An 18,131-nucleotide genomic window follows, 5' to 3' on the forward strand; every position below is an offset into this window, starting at 1 on the left:
GTCCCCCGCTGGGCTGCGTAGCGGCCCCAAAAAAAGCGGGAGCGCTACGCACTCCAGCGGGGGACAAGCCCCCTCACCACAGACAAGCCCCCTCACCACAGGACAGCCCCTCACCACAGGACAACCCCCATAGCCACAGGACAAGCCCGCTAGCCACAGGGTTTGATGTACAGCCTCACGCCAGGTTCTTGCCTTCCAGCGGCTCGCCAATCGTCAGGAAATGCCCACCCGCCACATGGTGCAAGGTACGCAGCGCATCCTGCCCTTCGAAATGCCAGCGGCCATCACTGAACACCCGCTCATCCGCCTCGGCCGCTACCACTTCGGCGAGGAACAAATCGTAGGTCTGCTGGTTATGCGGCTCCGGCAGCAACCGGCACTCCAGCCACGCTACGCAGCCTTCGAGCATCGGCGCATCAGTGTGTTCACCACTGAACGTCTGCAAGCCATACGCTGCGAACTTGTCGGTCTCGCTGCCGGTGGTGTTACCCACCGTCTGCACGATATCGGCCTGGGCCGCACACGGCACGTTGAGCACAAAGGTGCCGGCGCCTTCCAGCAGTTGCCGGGTCCAGGTGGCCTTGTCCAGCACGACGGCAACTTTGGGCGGTTCGAAATCCAGCGGCATGGCCCACGCAGCCGCCATGATGTTGCGCTGGCCGTTGTGCGCGGCGCTGACCAGCACGGTCGGGCCGTGGTTGAGCAAGCGGTAGGCCTTGGACAGCGGGACGGGACGGCGATGGTTTGGGCTCATGGACGAAAGGCTCGGAAAAAAAACCTACGATACCTCAAGCATGAGCCCCGGTGACTAGCTGCTCAGTTGATTGGCGAATTGCCCCACGGCGCTGACCACTTTCTGCGCACCGTCCTGGATCTCCACGATCACCGTGCCCGCCTCGGCCGCCAGGGCCAGGCCTTGTTCGGCTTGCAGGCGGCCATCGGTCATCAGCGCCACGGCGTCGCGGGCCATGTCCTGGTTCTGGCGCACCACGCCGACGATTTCCTCGGTGGCCTTGCTGGTGCGCGACGCCAGTTGCCGAACCTCATCGGCCACCACCGCAAAACCACGGCCTTGCTCACCGGCGCGGGCGGCTTCGATGGCGGCGTTGAGGGCCAGCAGGTTGGTCTGTTCGGCGATGCCGCTGATGGTCTTGACGATGCTGCCAATCACCTGAGACTGGGCGTTCAGCGCTTCGATGCCCTCGCCCGCCTGTTGCATGTGCTTGGCCAGGTCGCGCATCACGTCCACCGCCTGGGTGACCACGGTGGTGCCGCGCTGGGCGCTGCTGTCGGTTTGCAGCGAGGTGCTGTAGGCGATGTTGGCCGCGTCGGCCACGGCCTGCTCCTGGTTGACCTGGTCGGTGATCACCGTGGCGAACTTGACCACTTTGTACAGCCGCTCATTGGCGTCGAGTACCGGGTTGTAGGAAGCCTCCAGCCACACGGTGCGGCCATGACTGTCGATACGCTTGAAGCGGCCGGCGACGAATTCGCCGGCGTTCAGGCGCTTCCAGAACTGTTGGTACTCGACGCTGTTGGCGTCCTGCGACTCACAGAATATCCGGTGATGCTTGCCCTGGATCTGCGCCAGGCTGTAACCCATGCCGTTGAGGAAACGGTCATTGGCCGTCAGCACATTACCGTTGAGGTCAAACTCGATCACCGCCGTGGAGCGCACCAGCGCAGTGATCAGGTTTTCGTGTTCACGAGACGCCTCGATGGTGCGCGTCAGGTCGCTGGAGTACACCGAAAAATGCTTGATGCGTCCGTCCGAACTGCGCACCGGCTGCACGATGGAGCGCAGCCACGCCTCGTCGCCGTTGCCCCGGTTCAGGCGCACGGTACCGGCGAAGTGCTCGCCACGCACCAGGGCGTTTTTGAAACGCAGTTGAAACGTGTCCTGCTTGACGTGCGCCGGCACCATATCGTCGATCAAGCGACCTTGCAGTTGGCTTGCCTGGTAACCCATCTCCTGAAGAAAGATGGCATTGACCGACTCGATGCGCCCCTCGGGATCCAGTGTCAGGGTCATCATTTCACTGTCCAGGCTCTCCTTGACCTGCTGCAGGCTTGATAATTCTTCGCGAAGAGCAGACAGCTCCTGCTTGAGACGGGTGTTGAACATGGAGGCACCGGTGGGCAAATGAGGACGGGATCTGACCTGCATCGGCGCTACCGGCGTTTTCTTAAGAGCGCTTTAGCCCGTTGCTCAATTATATTTTTCGAGACCTCAACTGCCGTTGTTACGGCAGATACCCATGACCTGATACTGCAGCGTATTGAGTTTGCCGGTGGAGTCTTCATAGGTCATGCGCGACGGCACTGCGGTGCACGAACGGATCGGCGGCGTCACGTTAACCACCTTGGCAATGTCCAGCTTCATGCCGTAGCGATAGCTCTGGACGACGGGCGCAGGCAGGCCCTTTTTCGCGGCGTAGGCGGCCATCGCCTGCTCGTTGTTTTGCATCATCTGGGCGAAGGTGCGATCACCTCCGCCTTCAGCCATCGCGCCGACGGAAAAGATCAGGGCCAATGCCGCAACCGTGGTTTTCAGGGTGTTCATGAGGGCTTCCTCGTCTGACTTATTGAATTAAAAGTTCAGAGCAAGGGTAACTAACCAAGCCTGTCGTAAAGTTCACCGAAAGATTACTTATTGGTTATGTTTTATTGAAATTCCAAAATTGTAATCTGTGCGCCACCTCGTCGTTATCTCGTGTTTGCAACTATCTGCTTGGGCAACACCACAACAAGAATGCCCCATCGATAAGAAGCTAATAGCTGCCAAAACCGAGGAGCGCTACATGAGCACTAACCGCACACTTTCCGTTTCCATGATTGCCGCCCTGGCGGGCCTTGCACCGCTTCCAGGCATGGCCGTGGAAGACAAACCCGAAGGTTTTATCGAAGGCAGCACGCTGAACGTGCTGGCCCGTAACTTCTATTTCAACCGTGACGACCGCAAAGGCCAGTCGAGCCCCACCGGCAATGGCTACTCCGAAGCCTGGGCCCAGGGGTTTATCGGCAAATTCGAGTCCGGTTTTACCCAGGGGTCGGTGGGTTTCGGCCTGGACGCCTTTGCGATGTATGGCCTGAAACTCGACTCCGGCACCGGCCGCAGCGGCGGCAAGGGCTCGTTCGGCGTGCTGCCGGTGGACAGCGACAATCACCCCGAAGACGGCTACAGCAAGCTCGGTGGCGCGGTAAAAGTGCGCCTGCTGGATACCGTGATCAAGGCCGGTGATGTGTTCCCGCTGACCCCGGTGGTGGCCTACGGCGACTCGCGCGTATTGCCGCAAAGCTTTCGCGGCGTCACCGCGCAAAACACCAGTATCGAGGGCCTGAGCTTGCAGGCCGGGCACCTGGACGGCATGAGCCAGCCGACCCAGAGCGGCATGGACAAAGGCTTTGCGACCTTTTATGCGGGCAAGGTGGATTCGCCCTGGATCGGCTATGCCGGTGGCGACTACCAGGTGAACAAGCACCTCAGCGTCAGCCTGTACACCAGCCGCCTGAAGGATGCCTGGGACCAGTACTACTTCGGCAGCGCCGCCAGCTACCCGCTGAACGATGACGTGTCACTGTTTGGCGACTTCAACTATTACAAGGCCGTGGACGAGGGCAAAAAACGCCTGGGCGAGTTCGATAACAACATCTGGAGCGCCAGGCTCGGGGTCAAGGTGGGCGCCCACAGCCTGGCCTTGTCCCACCAGCGCAACAACGGGGACGACGACTTTGACTACCTGCGCATGTCCGACTCGATCTTCCTCAACAACTCGATCCAGTACAGCGACTTCAACTCGCCCAAGGAACGCTCGTGGATGCTCACCTATAACCTCGACATGCAGCCCTTCGGCATTCCCGGTCTCTCGTTCATGACCCGCTACGCCAAAGGCACCGGCGCCGACTACAGCAACGCCAACGCGGTGTACATGCGCCGGGACGCGGCCGGCGACCCGCTGACCGATCAACGCCGCTGGGAACGGGATATCGAGGCCAAGTACGTGGTGCAGGGCGGCAACTTGAAAGACCTGTCGCTGCGGTTGCGTCAGGCGACCGTTCGTTCAAGTGCGTTTGAGTCAGACCTGGAAGAAGTCCGGTTGATTGTGGAGTATCCGCTGGCGATCCTTTAAACCGTCACAACGGCAGGTGCTTACATTCACTTGCCGTTGACTAACATCTGTTCACAATTTGAAGTCTGTCAGAACTGTAATATGCGCCTCACCTTCTCGTTAAGTTGAACTTCATATACTGGACCCAACTAACGGCACACGCCTTAATTGGAGAACAGTCATGAAGCCATCTTACGTGTTATTGATCAGCTTTCTCGGCGCTACATCCACCGTCGCCCTGGCCGACGACGGTGCCGACCGTTCCCGGCAATTTCTCGCCGAGTTCCGCCAGCAACAGCAGCAGGTCCACGGCGAACAGTCCGTGGCCGAGGCCGCTCCCGCCGACGCACAGAAGCAGTCGATCTGAACGGCGCACACCGAGCACATTCATCTCTGAAGCTTTTGTGTAGCTCCTTTGGAAAGAGATGAATTTTTAACGCCCCGGATGGGGCGTTTTTTTTGTCCGCAGGATTGCAGCGCAACAACCAGTCACAAACTGGTTGATTGACCCTGAAGCTACTTCAGCCTTCAGGCTTCCGAAAATTCCAATCCCAGTCTCTCTCTATCAATAAAAGGTAAATCCCCATGCGTATCCTTGTGGTTGAGGACGAGCAAAAGACTGCTGCCTACCTGCAGCAGGGCCTGACCGAAAGCGGTTACGTGGTCGACTGTGCGGCCAGCGGCTTGGACGGCCTGCACCTGGCCGGGCAACACGCCTATGAACTGGTGATTCTCGATGTAAACCTGCCGGCCAGGGACGGCTGGGACGTGCTGGAGCAACTGCGCCGCGACAGCAACCAGCGGGTGATGATGCTGACCGCCCGTGGCCGGCTGACCGACAAGATCAAGGGCCTGGACATGGGCGCCGACGATTACCTGGTCAAACCCTTCGAGTTTCCCGAGCTGCTGGCCCGCGTGCGTACCCTGTTGCGTCGCAGTGAACACATACCGGTGCCGGACGTATTTCGTGTTTCGGACCTGGAACTGGACCCGCGCCGCCACCGCGCATACCGCGGCACTCGGCGCATCGACCTGACCACCAAAGAGTTCGCCCTGCTGCATGTGTTGATGCGCCAGTCCGGCGAAGTGCTGACCCGCACGCAGATTATTTCCCTGGTCTGGGACATGAATTTCGACTGCGACACCAACGTGGTGGAAGTCTCCATCAGCCGCTTGCGGGCCAAGGTCGATGACCAGAGTGACGTCAAGCTGATCCACACCATTCGTGGCGTGGGCTATGTGCTGGAGGCCCGCCAATGAGATCCAGCAGCCTGTCGATGCGCCTGGGGCTGACGGTGAGCCTGATGGGCGCGGGCCTGGTGGTGTTGCTCGCGACGCTGGCGTACCTGGCGCTGACCCACGAGCTTGAGAACCTGGCGCGCAAGGGCCTGGAAAGCAAGATGGAGCAGATCCAGCACAGCCTGGCCCTGGGCCTGGACACCCGCGCCATCCGGGCCCGCCCGCACTCGCTGATGGACCTGGTCATGGGGCATGACAATTTTTACCTGACCATCGTCGCCACCGCGCCCGATGACGCGGTGCTGCTCAGTGTCGGCGCCAAGCCCCAGGAACCGTTGCTGACCGACTTCGCCCCGCGGCAAAACCTCGGCTACCTGAACTGGGACGACAGCAACGGCAACCAAGTGCTGAGTGCCTCCAGCCTGATGCGCCTGGCCAGCGGCGAACGCGTGCGGGTGTTGCTGTCGCTCGACCGCATGGACGATCAGGCCTTGCTCAGTGCTTACCTGCGCTCCACGGTGATCGCCCTGCCGCTGCTGTTGCTGCTGATCGGCATTGGCGCCTGGTGGGTGGTGCAACGCGGGCTGGCGCCGCTGCAACAGTTCAGCCGCGTCGCCGCCAAGGTCACCACTCAGGACCTGACTCATCGGCTGGCTGTGGATAACTTGCCCAAGGAGCTGGGCGAGTTGGCGCAAGGCATCAACTTCATGCTGCAGCGCCTGGACGGCGGGGTGCAGCAGCTGTCGCAGTTCTCCGATGACCTGGCCCATGAACTCCGTGCGCCGCTGACCAACTTGATGGGCAAGGCGCAGGTGACGTTGTCCCGTGAGCGACCGCCCCAGGAGTACAAGGCGGTACTGGAATCCAGCACCGAGGAGATGGAACGCCTGGCACGGATCGTCTCCGACATGCTGTTTCTGGCGCAGGTCAGCCACCCGACGGCGCGGGTTTCGTTTGCGCCGGTGTCCCTGGCCGACGAAGCGCGCCGGGTCATGGAATTGTTTGCCTTGAGTGCCGAAGACAAGCACCTGACCCTGAGCCTCAACGGCGATGCCTCGGTGCATGGCGACCGCCTGATGATTCAGCGGGCGATTTCCAACTTGTTGTCCAATGCCATCCGGCATACCCGGCACGCCTCCACGGTGTCGTTGCAGGTGGAAACCCACGGGCAGCAGGTGTCGCTGTCGGTGGGCAACCCGGGCCCTGGGATTGAAGCGCACCACCTGCCGAACCTGTTCGAGCGTTTCTACCGCGTCGACAGCAGCCGCGCCCGCTCCGAAGGGGGGACCGGGCTGGGTCTGGCCATCGTGCGGTCGATCATGACCCTGCATCAAGGCCGGGCAGAAGTCAGCAGCGAGCCCGGAGGTTTCACTGTGTTTCGGTTGGTGTTTCCCCTGTAGTGGACCTGCCTGTTGTGGCAGGAACTTCTGTGGCGAGGGGGCTTGTCCCCCGTTGGGCTGCGTAGCGGCCCTAAAAAAAGCAGGAGTGCTACGCACTCCAACGGGGGACAAGCCCCCTCGCCACAGGACAAGCCTCTTGGTCCACAGGACAAGCCCCTCAGCCACAGGTTATTCGCCAGGATCCTGAAACTCTTCACGCCGATGCGCCCAGTGATACAGCGCCGGCAATACCAGCAGGGTCAGCAGCGTCGACGAGATAATCCCGCCAATCACCACCGTCGCCAACGGGCGCTGCACTTCGGCGCCGGTGCCGGTGGCCAGGGCCATGGGGATAAACCCCAGCGACGCCACCAACGCCGTCATCAACACCGGGCGCAAGCGCGTCAGGGCGCCTTCGTTGATCGCTACCGACAATGAGCGGCCCTCTTCCCGCAGGTTGCGAATGAAGGCAATCATCACCAGCCCGTTCAGCACCGCCACCCCCGACAGCGCGATAAAGCCCACACCCGCCGAGATCGACAGCGGAATGTCCCGCATCCACAGCGCCATGATCCCGCCGGTCAACGCGAAGGGAATCCCGGTGAACACCAGCAGCCCGTCCTTGAGGTTGTTGAACATCATGAACAGCAGGCCGAACACCAGCAGCAACGCCACCGGCACCACGATGCGCAGGCGCTCGGAGGCTTCCTTCAACTGTTCGAACTGGCCACCCCAGGTGGTCCAGTAACCCGCAGGAATTTTCACCTGGGCGTCGATGGCAGCCCCGGCCTCCTCGACAAACGAACCGATGTCCCGCCCACGCACGTTGGCGCTGACGATCACCAGGCGCTTGCCGTTTTCGCGGCTGATCTGGTTGGGGCCGAGCACCAGGTCCAGGCTGGCGACTTCCGACAGTGCGATAAACCCCAACTGTCCCGCCGCGTTGTTCGCCAGCGCCGGAATCGGGATCAGCAACCGCGACAAGCCTTCGATGTCGGTGCGCAGCGCGTCGGACAACCGCACGACCATGTCGAAACGCCGGTCGCCTTCGTACATCGTACCGGCCTGGCGCCCACCCACGGCAACGGCAATCGTGTCTTGCACATCGCCCACATTCAGGCCAAAACGCGCGGCCTTGTCGCGGTCGATATTGATGGTCAGCACCGGCAGGCCGGAGGTCTGTTCCACCTTCACTTCCGAGGCGCCCTGGAGGGTTTGCAAGGTCTCGGCAATTTCCCCGGCGGTCTTGTTCAACACCGCCATGTCGTCACCAAACACCTTCACCGCCACGTCACTGCGCACCCCGGAAATCAGCTCGTTGAAGCGCAGCTGGATCGGTTGCGACAACTCATACACGCTGCCCGGCACAATCGCACTGGCGCGCTGGATGTCGGCGATGATTGCCTCGCGGGACTTCTTCGGGTCGGGCCACTGGTCCTTGGGTTTGAGCATCACGTAACTGTCGGAGATGTTCGGCGGCATCGGGTCGGAGGCGATTTCTGCGGTGCCGGTGCGGGCAAATACCCGTTCGATTTCCGGCACCTCGGCCATCAAGGTTTTTTCCAGTTGCTGCTGCATGTGCACCGATTGCGTCAGGCTGGTGCCCGGCACGCGCAATGCTTGTTGGGCGAAGTCACCTTCGCTGAGGCTGGGGATAAATTCGCTGCCCATGCGACTGGCCACCAGGCCCGACGCAACGATGGTCAACGCCGCCAGGCCGAACACCAGCGGCCGGCGCGTCATCACCCAATCCAACACTGGCGCATAGACACGCCGTGCGGTGCGCATCACCAGGTTTTCTTCTTCCTTGACCTTGCCGGTCACGAACAATGCAATCGCCGCCGGCACAAAGGTGACAGACAGAATCATCGCCCCCAGCAGCGCGATCACCACGGTGAAGGCCATCGGGTGGAACATCTTCCCGGCAACGCCGGTAAGGGCAAAGATCGGCAGGTACACCACCATGATGATCAACTGCCCGAAGATCAGCGCACGCCGCGCTTCCTTGGCCGCCGCAAACACTTCATGCAGGCGCTCGCTGCGGGTCAACAACCGCCCGTGGCGCTGCTGGGCGTGGGCCAGGCGGCGGATGGCGTTCTCGACGATCACCACTGCGCCATCGACGATAATCCCGAAATCCAGGGCGCCGAGGCTCATCAGGTTGGCGCTGACCTTGTTGGTGAACATCCCGGTAAAGGTGAACAACATGGCCAGGGGAATGACCATCGCGGTGATCAGCGCGGCGCGGATATTGCCGAGGAACAGGAACAGCACCGCCACCACCAGCAGCGCCCCTTCGAAGAGGTTTTTCTTCACCGTACTGATGGCTTTTTCCACCAGGTTGGTACGGTCGTAGACGGTGACGGCGACCACGCCTTCCGGCAGTGAGCGGTTGATCTCTTCGAGTTTTTTCGCGACCGCCAGGGACACGGTGCGGCTGTTTTCGCCGATCAACATGAACACCGTACCCAGCACCACTTCGCGGCCATTTTCGGTGGCGGCGCCGGTACGCAACTCACGGCCGATATCGACTTGCGCGACGTTGCGCACCCGAATCGGCGTGCCGTCGGACGTGGTGATCACAATGTTGGCGATGTCGTCGATGGACCCGACTTGCCCCGGCGCGCGGATCAGCAATTGCTCGCCACTGCGTTCGATGTAGCCGGCGCCGACGTTGGCGTTGTTGCGCTCCAGCGCAGTGACCAGGTCACTCAAGGTCAGGTTATAGGCCGCCAGGCGCTTGGGGTCCGGGGCGATCTGGTATTCCTTGGCAAAGCCGCCGATGGTATTGATCTCGGCCACGCCAGGCACGTTGCGCAGTTGCGGCTTGATGATCCAGTCCTGGATCACCCGCAGATCGGTCGGCGTATAAACTGAGCCGTCTTCCTTGCGCGCGCCGTCTTTCGCTTCCACGGTCCACAGGAAAATTTCCCCGAGCCCGGTGGAAATCGGCCCCATCATGGTTTCGATGCCATCCGGCAGTTGCTCGCGGGCCACCTGCAAGCGCTCGTTGACCAGTTGGCGGGCGAAGAACAGGTCGGTGCCGTCCTTGAAAATCACCGTGACCTGGGACAAACCCGAGCGCGACAGCGAGCGGGTCTGCTGTAAACCCGGCAGCCCGGCCATGGCGGTTTCAATCGGAAAGGTGATGCGCTGCTCGGTTTCCAGCGGCGAAAACCCCGCCGCCGCCGAGTTGATCTGCACCTGCACGTTGGTGATGTCGGGTACCGCGTCGATGGGCAGTTTCTGATAGCTGGCGATGCCGACACCGGCCATCAGCAGCACCGCCAGCAGTACGATGATGCGCTGCTCGATAGCGAATTGGATAAGGCGCTCAAACATGGGAAATCACTCGCAGGATCAATGGGCGTGCTCGGCCGAGGCCTTGCCCAATTCGGACTTGAGGATGAAGCTGCCTACGGTGGCCACCTGCGCTCCGGCGTCGAGGCCCTGGCGCACTTCGACAAAACCGTTTTCGCTGACGCCCAATTCGAGATGGCGAGTCATGAAGCCGTCGGGGGTTCGCACGAACACCGAGGGTTTGTCCTCGACGGTCTGGATTGCTTCCTGCGGCACCGTCACCTTGGCCTGATACGTATCGGTAGCGACCTGCACGGCGACGAACAGGCCTGGGCGCCACGAGTCGTCAGGGTTCTGCACCGTGACGCGCACAGTGGCGGTGCGGGTCTGCTCCCCCAGCAAGTTGCCAACATAGGCCACGGTGCCGAGCACTTCGGTGCCCATTTCCGAGGAGGTGACCTTCACCGGCTTGCCGACCTGGACCTTGTTCAAGTCTTTGGGAAACACGCCGAAGGTGACCCACACCTGGGACAGGTCCGACAGGGTGAAGGCGTTGCTGGTCTCGCTCACCACCTCACCGACGCCGAGGTGTTTTTCCACCACCACGCCGTCGAACGGCGCACGCAGTTCGTAGCGATTACCGCCCACCAATACGGCGCTGCCGCTCAGGGCGTTCATCTTTTGCCGGGCGTTGTTCAGGGCGATTTCGGCCTCTTGCAGCGCCTGACGCGCCAGCAGGTAATCCTGTTCGGCGGAGATCTTGTCCTGCCACAACTGGCGCTCGCGCTGGAAGGTGGTGCGGGCGAGTTCGACCCGGCGCTGGCTGGCCGCCAGTTCGCTGCGCTGATCGGAAATCTGCTGGCTGGCGATCACCGCCAGCAGCTCGCCCTTCTTCACCGACTGCCCGAGGTTGACCTTCACCGACTCCACCACGCCGGCGGCACGCGGCACGATGTGGGAGGTACGGTCTTCGTCGAAACGCACCTCGCCCGGCAGTGACAGCACGGTGCTGATCTGCCGGGATTGGGCGGGCGCGAGTTGAATGCCGGCGGCCTGGATTTGCTGGTCGGTCAACTCAAGTTTGCCTTCTTCTTCCGCCTCTGCCGCACCGCTGAGGGTCGGCCACGCCAGCATCAGCGCAACGGCCAGCGCCATCCTGTGTTTGTTGTTCATGGAACGCTCCTGAAAAAATCAAAACCGGGCGAGGTCGCCGTAAATCCGTTCGATGCGCACCCAGGCGTCAGTCGCCTGAGCGGTGGCCGTGAGGTATTGGGTACGGGCCGCAATCAAGGTGCGCTGGGCGTCGAGCACGTCGAGGAAATTGAACTTGCCCATTTCGAAGCCACGGGTGGCGCTGTCCACCGCGCTTTGGGCGGCGGGCAGGATCTGTTGGTTGAACGAGCGCACTTCGGTATTCGCGGTTTGCCACAGGTCCAGGGCCTGGCGAGTCTCGGTGCGCAGGCGCAGCTCGGCGGCGTTGCGCAGGTCGCGGGCCTGGTCGGCGCGGCGGCTGGCGGCGAGTACGTTGCCCTGGTTGCGGTTGAACAGTGGGATCGGCATCGACACCCCCACCACGTTGACCCGCTCACGTACGCTGGCGTCGTATTGGCTGCCGATGGACACGTCGAGGTCGGGAATGCGCTGGGCTTTTTCCAGGCCCAGGGCCGCCTCCCCCTGGACGATTTGCAGTTCGGCCAGGCGCAGTTCGGCAGTTTGTTCCAGCCGCCCCAGCAACTGCGCGGGCGACGGTAATGTCGGCGCCGCCTGGGACTGGGCGGCCACGGCCTGGAAGTCGGTGCTCGCCGCACCGGTGCTGGCGGCGAGGCGACGATAGGCGTCGGTCAGGCCCATTTGCGCGCGGTTGAATTCCAGGCGAATTTCCGAGAGCTGCACCTGGGCGCGTGTGGCTTCCACCGGGGACGATTTACCGGCGATGACACGGCCATTGGCAACCACCAGGCCGCGCTCGGCCAGTGCCAGTGAGCGTTGGGCCAGGTCGAGGCGTTCCTGGGCCCGAAGCGCGCCGTAGTAACCGTCGATGACCTCTGCCCGCAGCACGTTGCGGCGCTGTTCCAGGGTCAGAGCGGCGGCTTCCTGGGCGCGGGTGGCCACGTCAATCCGGGCGCCGCGCTTGCCACCCAATTCCAGGGTTTGGCTCAGTTTGACGGTGGTGGTGCGTGAGTTGCGGCGGGTGTCTTCGGCGTCCCAGGAAGCGACCGGGTTGGGGATCAACCCAGCCTGCTGGCGACCGCCCTGGGCGATGTCGATTTCCCATTGGGCGGCGGCCATCTCCGGGTTATTGGCGAAGGCGGTTTGCAGGGCCGATTCGAGGGTCAGGGTTTGCGCCGACGCCTCTTGAACCGTCGCAGTGGCCAATAAAAAGACAGTCGACAAGGCGCCTGCCACCCACAGTAATTTGCGTATGAACGTTGGCATAACAAGAGTTCCATGCCCATGAATTAACAGGTGGGCAATGTAACTTTCGGTACTTATCAGAGGAGTGGCCAGAACATTACAAATCCGTTAGCAACGGCTCTGCCACGGGCTTTTGCTTTAAGCTTCGGCCAACTTTTCCACTGCCCGGCTGGATCCTCGACATGCGTATTCTGGTTATCGAAGACGAACCTAAAACCGCCGATTACTTACATCAGGGGTTGAGCGAAAGTGGCTATATCGTCGACTGTGCCGCCACCGGTGCCGACGGCTTGCATTTGTCCCGCCAGCACGCCTACGACCTGGTGATGCTGGACGTAAACCTGCCGTTGATGGATGGCTGGGACGTGCTGCAACGCATCCGCCAGAACAGCAGCACGCGCATCATGATGTTGACCGCCCAGGGCCGCCTCGCCGACCGGATCAAGGGCCTGGACCTGGGCGCCGATGATTACCTGGTCAAGCCGTTTGAATTCCCCGAATTACTGGCGCGGGTGCGCACCTTGATGCGCCGCAGCACGCACTCGCCGGTGCCGGATGTGTTGCGGGTGGCCGACCTGGAACTGGATCAGGGCCGCCACCGGGCATTTCGCGGCTTGCAGCGCATCGACCTGACCACCAAGGAATTCGCCCTGCTGCACTTGCTGATGCGCCAGAGCGGCGTGGTGCTGTCCCGCACGCAAATTATCTCGTTCGTGTGGGACATGAATTTTGATTGCGACACCAATGTGGTGGAAGTGTCGATCCGCCGCCTGCGGGCGAAGATTGATGACCCGTTCGAGCGCAAGTTGATCCACACCCTGCGCGGCGTGGGTTATGTGCTGGAAGACCGGGAGTAGTCCTCAGGCGTGCACCTCGTCATGCTCGTCGTGGTGAAAGCCGTCGCCCTCCACCTGAATGGTGGCGTGGGAAATATCGAATTGTTCATGCAGTAATTCCGTCACCTGGCTGAGGATCTGTTGCTCGGAGCCTTGCGCCGAATCCGCCACCAAGTGAGTACTCAGCACATTTTTGCCGCTGGTGAGCGCCCAGATATGCAGATCGTGTACGTCCTTTACTCCGGGCACACCACGAAGCGCCTGCTCGACCTTGTCGATATCGATGCCGTCCGGCACGCCCTGCAACAGCACGTTCATGCTTTCCTTGAGCAGGGTCCAGGTGCGTGGCAGCACCCAGAAGCCAATCGCCGCAGCCACCACCGAATCCACCCAGCCCCAGCCGGTGTACATGATCACCAGCGCCGCGATGATCACGCCGATGGAGCCGAGCATGTCGCTCCAGACCTCCAGGTAAGCGCCCTTCACGTTGAGGCTTTCGCCGCTGGCCGCACTCAGCAACCGCATGGAAATCAGGTTGACGATCAGCCCCAGCACGGCGATCACCAGCATGCCGGTGGACTGGATCTCGGCGGGAGCCTGCAGCCGTTGATACGCCTCATAAAGGATGTAGAACGCCACGGCGAACAGCAGCAGCGCGTTAAACGCCGCCGCCAGAATCTCGAAACGCGCATAGCCAAAGGTGCGCTTGCGGTCGGCGGGGCGCTTGGCCACCTGGATCGCCACCAGGGAAATTGCCAGGGCCAGGGCGTCGGTCATCATGTGAGCGGCGTCGGACAACAGCGCCAGGCTGCCGGTGATAAAGGCACCGATCACCTCGGCAAGCATGAAACTCGAGGTCAGCCCCAGGGCGATCCATAACTTGCGTTCGTGGCCGGCGCGTACTTGGGCGTGGCTGTGTCCTGCGCTCATGAAATGTCCTCGTGGGTCGTCGTCCGGTTGATCATAGAGCTATAGGCCAAAACCACCGGCATGGGTTACGAAATTGTCATCACGTCGTCAGGCGGGCGTTACGCGGTGCGCACCAAAATTGAACATGAACGCTCTGGAACCGTTCTATCAGGTATGCTTTTCGAGCAGGAAACAAAAAGAAACACATTAGCCAACCTGTTCGATAAGGAGTCCCGTTTTGGAGTTATCGACTGCCGCGTGGATGGTTCACGACACCCGCCTCATGTTCTGCGTTCTGCTGGCCATCGCCAGCATCATTGTGTTGATCAGCGCCACCAAGCTGCCGCCGTTCCTGTCGATCCTGATCGGCACGTTTATCGCCGGTGTCGGTGCTGGCTTGCCGCCGGAAGAAGTGGCCAAGGCGTTCAGCAAAGGCGCCGGGGCGATCCTCGGTGAAGCCGGGATCATCATTGCCCTGGGCTCGATGCTCGGCGCGTTGATGGCCGAGTCCGGGGCTGCCGACCGTATCGCCACTACCCTGCTCGGCCTGGGCAAGGGCAAGTCGTTGCCCTGGGTCATGGCGCTGGTGGCAATGGTGATTGGCTTGCCGCTGTTCTTCGAAGTGGGCCTGGTGATGATGGTGCCGATCATCTTTGTGATGGCCAAGCGCTCGAACCAGCCGCTGCTGAAAATCGCGATCCCGGCGCTGGCGGGCATGACCACCCTGCACGCCCTGATGCCTCCGCACCCAGGGCCGTTGATTGCAGTCAGCGCCTTGCACGCCGACCTGGGCCTGACCATGTTGCTGGGCTTTTGCCTCGCCGTGCCGGCCGTGATTCTGGCCGGCCCGTTGTACGGCAACTGGCTGTCCAAGCGCATGCACGTGGATGAGCCGGCCGACATTGGCGCACTGTTCAGTGCACCGCCCAAGGCGCCGCGCCAGCCGAGTTTTGGGGTGTCGCTGCTGATTATTCTGTTGCCGGTGATCCTGATGCTCGGCAGCACCCTGGCCAAGGTCGCCATGTCGCCGGAAAGCCCGGTGGCGCTGACCTTGAAGTTCCTCGGTGAGCCACTGATCGCGCTGGGCCTGGCGGTGATTGCGGCGGTGATTTGCCTGGGTTGGGCCAGCGGCATGCCGCGGGCCGATGTGGGCAATACCTTGCGTAAAGCGCTGGCGCCGATCGCGGTACTGTTGTTGACCATCGGCGCGGGGGGCGGGTTGAAGCAAACGTTGCTGGATGCCGGCGTGAGCCAGACCATCAGCAAAGTGGCCGAAGGCGCGCACATGCCGTACCTGTTGCTGGCTTGGCTGATTGCCGTGGCGCTGCGTCAGGCCACCGGTTCGGCGACCGTTGCCACGACGACAACGGCGGGCATTCTGGCGCCGATGATGGCGGGTCTGGCGGCGACACAAAGCTCACTGGTGGCCCTGGCGATTGGTGCCGGCTCGGTGTTCTTCTGCCACGTCAACGACGCGGGCTTCTGGATGGTGCGTGAGTACTTCGGCTTGCAACTGAAGCAGACGATTTGGGTGTGGTCGGTGTTGCAGACCATCGTGTCTGTCGTCGGCCTGGTCGGCACACTGCTGATGTGGCACTTCCTCACCTGAGGATCTGATGATCGTTCCCACGCTCCGCGTGGGAATGCAGCCCGTGACGCTCCGCGTCACAAGAGCCGACGCGGAGCGTCCAGTGAGGCGTTCCCACGCTGAGCGTAGGAACGATCAGGTGGGTTGGCGCTTGCCAAAATGCGCCGCACTCACTGCGCCCACCGCGCCCATCACCACGCAATACACCACGCAGATCCAAGGGCTGGCAGGCATCAACGCGATCAACATCAGCGGCGTGGTACTTGCCCACAGCGCATACGCAATGTTGTAGGTGAAGGAAATCCCCGACACGCGCACCTGCGCCGGGAACAGGCTGACCATCACCGACGGCACGGCCCCCACCACCCCGCAACTCAAACCGGCAATCGCATACGCCGCGCCCAGCCACACGCCGCCCGAAATCAGGCTGGCATACAGCACGGCAATCCCCACCGGCAGCAACAGGCTGTAGACCAATACCGCGCGCCACGCGCCGATGCGGTCCACCAGCAGGCCGGCCAGCACGCAACCGATATTCAGGAACACGATGCCCAACGCACTCAGGGCGAAGGTGTGGCTGGGGCTCATGCCGAAGGTTTTCTGCATCATGGTCGGGGTGATGACGACCAATACCACCACGGCTGAGGTGAGCACGCAGGTGAGGATCATGGCCGGCAGCAGCGCGTTGCGGTGTTCCCGCAGGACGGTGCGCAGGGGTAATTCGGCGCCAGCCTGGCGGCGGGCCTGCATCTGCAGGAACACCGGGGTTTCGCTGAGCCAGCGCCGCAGCCAGACGCCGATCACGCCAAACACGCCGCCGAGCAGGAACGGGAAGCGCCAGGCGTAGTCGAGGATTTCTGCCGGGGTGAAGACTTGCGCCAGCAGCGTCGCGGTCAGCGCGCCGAGCAGGTAGCCGAAGGTCAGCCCGGCTTGCAGGAAGCCCAAGGCATAACCACGATGGTTGTCCGGGGCGTGCTCGGCGACAAATACCCAGGCGCTGGGCACTTCCCCGCCCACCGCCGCGCCCTGGAGGATGCGCAACGCCAGCAGGATCAAGGGCGCGAAATAACCAATGTGTGCGTAGGTGGGCATGATCCCGATCAGCAGGCACGGCAGCGCCATCATCAGGATGCTCAGGCTGAACACCCGTTTGCGGCCCAAGTGATCGGCGAAATGCGCCATCAGGATCCCGCCCAGCGGGCGCGCGAGGTAGCCGGTGACGAAGATGCCGAAGCTTTGCAGCAGGCGCAGCCATTCGGGCATTTCCGGCGGGAAGAACAGTTGGCTCAGGGTCAGCGCGAAAAATACGAAGATGATGAAGTCGTAGATTTCCAGGGCCCCGCCCAAGGCAGCCAGGCCCAGGGTTTTGTAGTCGGAGCGGGAGAAACGCTGCGCCTGTGGATAAGAGGTGGCAGTCATGTGCAAGCTCGGCAGACAAACAAAATGGCCTGCAGGTTATGAGCTGGGCCGGGTGATGGCAATCACGCTGGATATATTTGCTTTACTCATTGATCAATGAAGATAACTACATTCCCAAATGAATAACCGTAGAGGAACATGCAGCAAAACTGCCGCCCCCATAATAAATACAAATAGAGGTACTGAACGTGGCCGATGCTATCGAAGAAAGCCGCTACGCCCGATTTGCCCTGCGTTGTTCCAACTTCGCCGAGCGCTGGTTCCCGGACTCCTGGGTGTTTGCCGCCCTCGCCGTGATCATCGTCGCCGTGGCGACCCTGGGCATGGGCGCCGCGCCGACCGAGGCCGCCAAGGCGTTTGGTGACGGGTTCTGGAGTTTGATCCCGTTCACCATGCAAATGGCCTTCGTGGTGATTGGCGGTTATGTGGTCGCCAGCTCCCCGCCCGCTGTGAAATTGATCGATCGCCTCGCACGCATCCCGAAAAACGGCCGTTCTGCCGTGGCCTGGGTGGCGCTGATTTCGATGGTCGCCTCGTTGCTCAACTGGGGCTTGTCCCTGGTGTTCGGCGGCTTGCTGGTGCGGGCACTGGCCCGTCGTACGGATTTGCGTATGGATTACCGCGCGGCCGGTGCTGCGGCCTATCTGGGCCTGGGCGCGGTATGGGCGCTGGGGCTGTCGTCGTCGGCGGCGCAGTTGCAGGCCAACCCGGCGAGTTTGCCGCCGTCGATTTTGTCGATCACCGGGATGATCCCGTTTACCGACACCATCTTCCTGTGGCAATCCGGCGTGCTGTTGCTGGCACTGATCGTGGTCTCGCTGATCATCGCCTACGCCACTGCTCCCGGGCCGAACTCCGCCCGTGACGCCAAGGCCTGCGGTGTCGACCCGGCCTTCAACCTGCCCAAGCCACAGCCGCCGACCCGCCCGGGCGAGTG

General features: G+C 61.9%; 15 protein-coding genes and 1 pseudogene. 7 read left to right on the forward strand and 9 right to left on the reverse strand.

Annotated elements, in window-relative coordinates; translation table 11 throughout:
• Positions 1 to 175: 175 nt before the first annotated feature.
• The 4 genes and pseudogenes from MUM_RS0132175 to MUM_RS0132185 all read right to left on the reverse strand — a co-directional run bounded on the left by MUM_RS0132175 (position 176) and on the right by MUM_RS0132185 (position 2,563).
• Positions 176 to 754: a flavin reductase family protein gene (locus MUM_RS0132175; protein WP_010177076.1), complete on the reverse strand. Its 579-nt coding sequence runs from the start codon at positions 752 to 754 to the stop codon at positions 176 to 178.
• Between the two features lie 54 nt (positions 755 to 808).
• The gene (locus MUM_RS1000000135125; RefSeq protein ID WP_371317243.1) at positions 809 to 1,240 is read right to left on the reverse strand and encodes a methyl-accepting chemotaxis protein; all 432 of its coding nucleotides are present in this window, start codon (positions 1,238 to 1,240) and stop codon (positions 809 to 811) included.
• Positions 1,241 to 1,348: 108 nt separating this feature from the next.
• Positions 1,349 to 2,167: pseudogene (locus MUM_RS1000000135130) on the reverse strand (PAS domain-containing protein); the annotation flags it as partial.
• A gap of 63 nt (positions 2,168 to 2,230) precedes the next feature.
• Entirely contained in the window at positions 2,231 to 2,563 is a 333-nt protein-coding gene (locus MUM_RS0132185) for a DUF2790 domain-containing protein (RefSeq protein WP_010177078.1), read from the reverse strand.
• A 238-nt stretch (positions 2,564 to 2,801) separates the two neighbouring features.
• Here MUM_RS0132185 and MUM_RS0132190 point away from each other — a divergent pair, with 238 nt between their 5' ends.
• From MUM_RS0132190 to MUM_RS0132205, 4 genes are all read left to right on the forward strand, one after another.
• Positions 2,802 to 4,130, forward strand: a complete 1,329-nt coding sequence (locus MUM_RS0132190) for an OprD family porin (protein WP_010177079.1) — start codon at positions 2,802 to 2,804, stop codon at positions 4,128 to 4,130.
• Positions 4,131 to 4,290: 160 nt separating this feature from the next.
• Complete coding sequence (locus tag MUM_RS0132195; RefSeq protein WP_010177080.1) at positions 4,291 to 4,476, forward strand: hypothetical protein; 186 nt, start codon at positions 4,291 to 4,293, stop codon at positions 4,474 to 4,476.
• A 218-nt stretch (positions 4,477 to 4,694) separates the two neighbouring features.
• Positions 4,695 to 5,369 carry a heavy metal response regulator transcription factor gene (locus tag MUM_RS0132200; RefSeq protein ID WP_010177081.1) on the forward strand — a complete coding sequence of 225 codons (675 nt, stop codon included), beginning with the start codon at positions 4,695 to 4,697 and terminating at the stop codon, positions 5,367 to 5,369.
• Positions 5,366 to 6,748, forward strand: a complete 1,383-nt coding sequence (locus MUM_RS0132205; RefSeq protein WP_010177082.1) for a heavy metal sensor histidine kinase — start codon at positions 5,366 to 5,368, stop codon at positions 6,746 to 6,748. The genes MUM_RS0132200 and MUM_RS0132205 overlap by 4 nt, the downstream gene beginning before the upstream one ends.
• A gap of 168 nt (positions 6,749 to 6,916) precedes the next feature.
• On the opposite strand, the gene MUM_RS0132210 is transcribed toward MUM_RS0132205, so the two are convergent.
• From MUM_RS0132210 to MUM_RS0132220, 3 genes are read right to left on the reverse strand one after another with little or no spacing between them, the layout of a single operon-like run.
• Positions 6,917 to 10,069 carry a CusA/CzcA family heavy metal efflux RND transporter gene (locus tag MUM_RS0132210; protein ID WP_010177083.1) on the reverse strand — a complete coding sequence of 1,051 codons (3,153 nt, stop codon included), beginning with the start codon at positions 10,067 to 10,069 and terminating at the stop codon, positions 6,917 to 6,919.
• An 18-nt stretch (positions 10,070 to 10,087) separates the two neighbouring features.
• Positions 10,088 to 11,200 carry an efflux RND transporter periplasmic adaptor subunit gene (locus MUM_RS0132215; RefSeq protein ID WP_010177084.1) on the reverse strand — a complete coding sequence of 371 codons (1,113 nt, stop codon included), beginning with the start codon at positions 11,198 to 11,200 and terminating at the stop codon, positions 10,088 to 10,090.
• Positions 11,201 to 11,218: 18 nt separating this feature from the next.
• Positions 11,219 to 12,463, reverse strand: coding sequence for a TolC family protein (locus tag MUM_RS0132220; RefSeq protein WP_010177085.1), 1,245 nt, complete (start codon positions 12,461 to 12,463; stop codon positions 11,219 to 11,221).
• Positions 12,464 to 12,624: 161 nt separating this feature from the next.
• Between MUM_RS0132220 and MUM_RS0132225 the strand changes: the two genes are divergently transcribed.
• Positions 12,625 to 13,299, forward strand: a complete 675-nt coding sequence (locus tag MUM_RS0132225) for a heavy metal response regulator transcription factor (protein WP_010177086.1) — start codon at positions 12,625 to 12,627, stop codon at positions 13,297 to 13,299.
• A gap of 3 nt (positions 13,300 to 13,302) precedes the next feature.
• Here the strand turns inward: MUM_RS0132225 and MUM_RS0132230 are convergent, their stop codons facing one another.
• Positions 13,303 to 14,208, reverse strand: coding sequence for a cation diffusion facilitator family transporter (locus tag MUM_RS0132230; protein ID WP_010177087.1), 906 nt, complete (start codon positions 14,206 to 14,208; stop codon positions 13,303 to 13,305).
• Between the two features lie 217 nt (positions 14,209 to 14,425).
• Here MUM_RS0132230 and MUM_RS0132235 point away from each other — a divergent pair, with 217 nt between their 5' ends.
• Positions 14,426 to 15,796, forward strand: coding sequence for a GntT/GntP/DsdX family permease (locus tag MUM_RS0132235; protein WP_008437508.1), 1,371 nt, complete (start codon positions 14,426 to 14,428; stop codon positions 15,794 to 15,796).
• Between the two features lie 114 nt (positions 15,797 to 15,910).
• Here MUM_RS0132235 and MUM_RS0132240 read toward each other — a convergent pair whose 3' ends face one another.
• A complete protein-coding gene (locus MUM_RS0132240; protein WP_010177088.1) occupies positions 15,911 to 17,194 on the reverse strand; it encodes an MFS transporter in 1,284 nt (427 codons plus the stop codon).
• A 188-nt stretch (positions 17,195 to 17,382) separates the two neighbouring features.
• Between MUM_RS0132240 and MUM_RS0132245 the strand changes: the two genes are divergently transcribed.
• The coding region (locus MUM_RS0132245; protein WP_010177089.1) for a TIGR00366 family protein at positions 17,383 to 18,131 on the forward strand (749 nt) is incomplete at its 3' end.

This window comes from Pseudomonas sp. PAMC 25886 (genome assembly GCF_000242655.1).
Classification (GTDB): Bacteria; Pseudomonadota; Gammaproteobacteria; order Pseudomonadales; family Pseudomonadaceae; genus Aquipseudomonas.

Excerpts from the sequence above, each read along its gene's own strand:
- MUM_RS0132175 (WP_010177076.1), bottom strand. The coding sequence starts at position 754 with ATGAGCCCAAACCATCGCCGTCCCGTCCCGCTGTCCAAGGCCTACCGC.
- MUM_RS1000000135125 (WP_371317243.1), bottom strand. The coding sequence starts at position 1,240 with ATGCGCGACCTGGCCAAGCACATGCAACAGGCGGGCGAGGGCATCGAA.
- MUM_RS0132185 (WP_010177078.1), bottom strand. The coding sequence starts at position 2,563 with ATGAACACCCTGAAAACCACGGTTGCGGCATTGGCCCTGATCTTTTCC.
- MUM_RS0132190 (WP_010177079.1), top strand. The coding sequence starts at position 2,802 with ATGAGCACTAACCGCACACTTTCCGTTTCCATGATTGCCGCCCTGGCG.
- MUM_RS0132195 (WP_010177080.1), top strand. The coding sequence starts at position 4,291 with ATGAAGCCATCTTACGTGTTATTGATCAGCTTTCTCGGCGCTACATCC.
- MUM_RS0132200 (WP_010177081.1), top strand. The coding sequence starts at position 4,695 with ATGCGTATCCTTGTGGTTGAGGACGAGCAAAAGACTGCTGCCTACCTG.
- MUM_RS0132205 (WP_010177082.1), top strand. The coding sequence starts at position 5,366 with ATGAGATCCAGCAGCCTGTCGATGCGCCTGGGGCTGACGGTGAGCCTG.
- MUM_RS0132210 (WP_010177083.1), bottom strand. The coding sequence starts at position 10,069 with ATGTTTGAGCGCCTTATCCAATTCGCTATCGAGCAGCGCATCATCGTA.
- MUM_RS0132215 (WP_010177084.1), bottom strand. The coding sequence starts at position 11,200 with ATGAACAACAAACACAGGATGGCGCTGGCCGTTGCGCTGATGCTGGCG.
- MUM_RS0132220 (WP_010177085.1), bottom strand. The coding sequence starts at position 12,463 with ATGCCAACGTTCATACGCAAATTACTGTGGGTGGCAGGCGCCTTGTCG.
- MUM_RS0132225 (WP_010177086.1), top strand. The coding sequence starts at position 12,625 with ATGCGTATTCTGGTTATCGAAGACGAACCTAAAACCGCCGATTACTTA.
- MUM_RS0132230 (WP_010177087.1), bottom strand. The coding sequence starts at position 14,208 with ATGAGCGCAGGACACAGCCACGCCCAAGTACGCGCCGGCCACGAACGC.
- MUM_RS0132240 (WP_010177088.1), bottom strand. The coding sequence starts at position 17,194 with ATGACTGCCACCTCTTATCCACAGGCGCAGCGTTTCTCCCGCTCCGAC.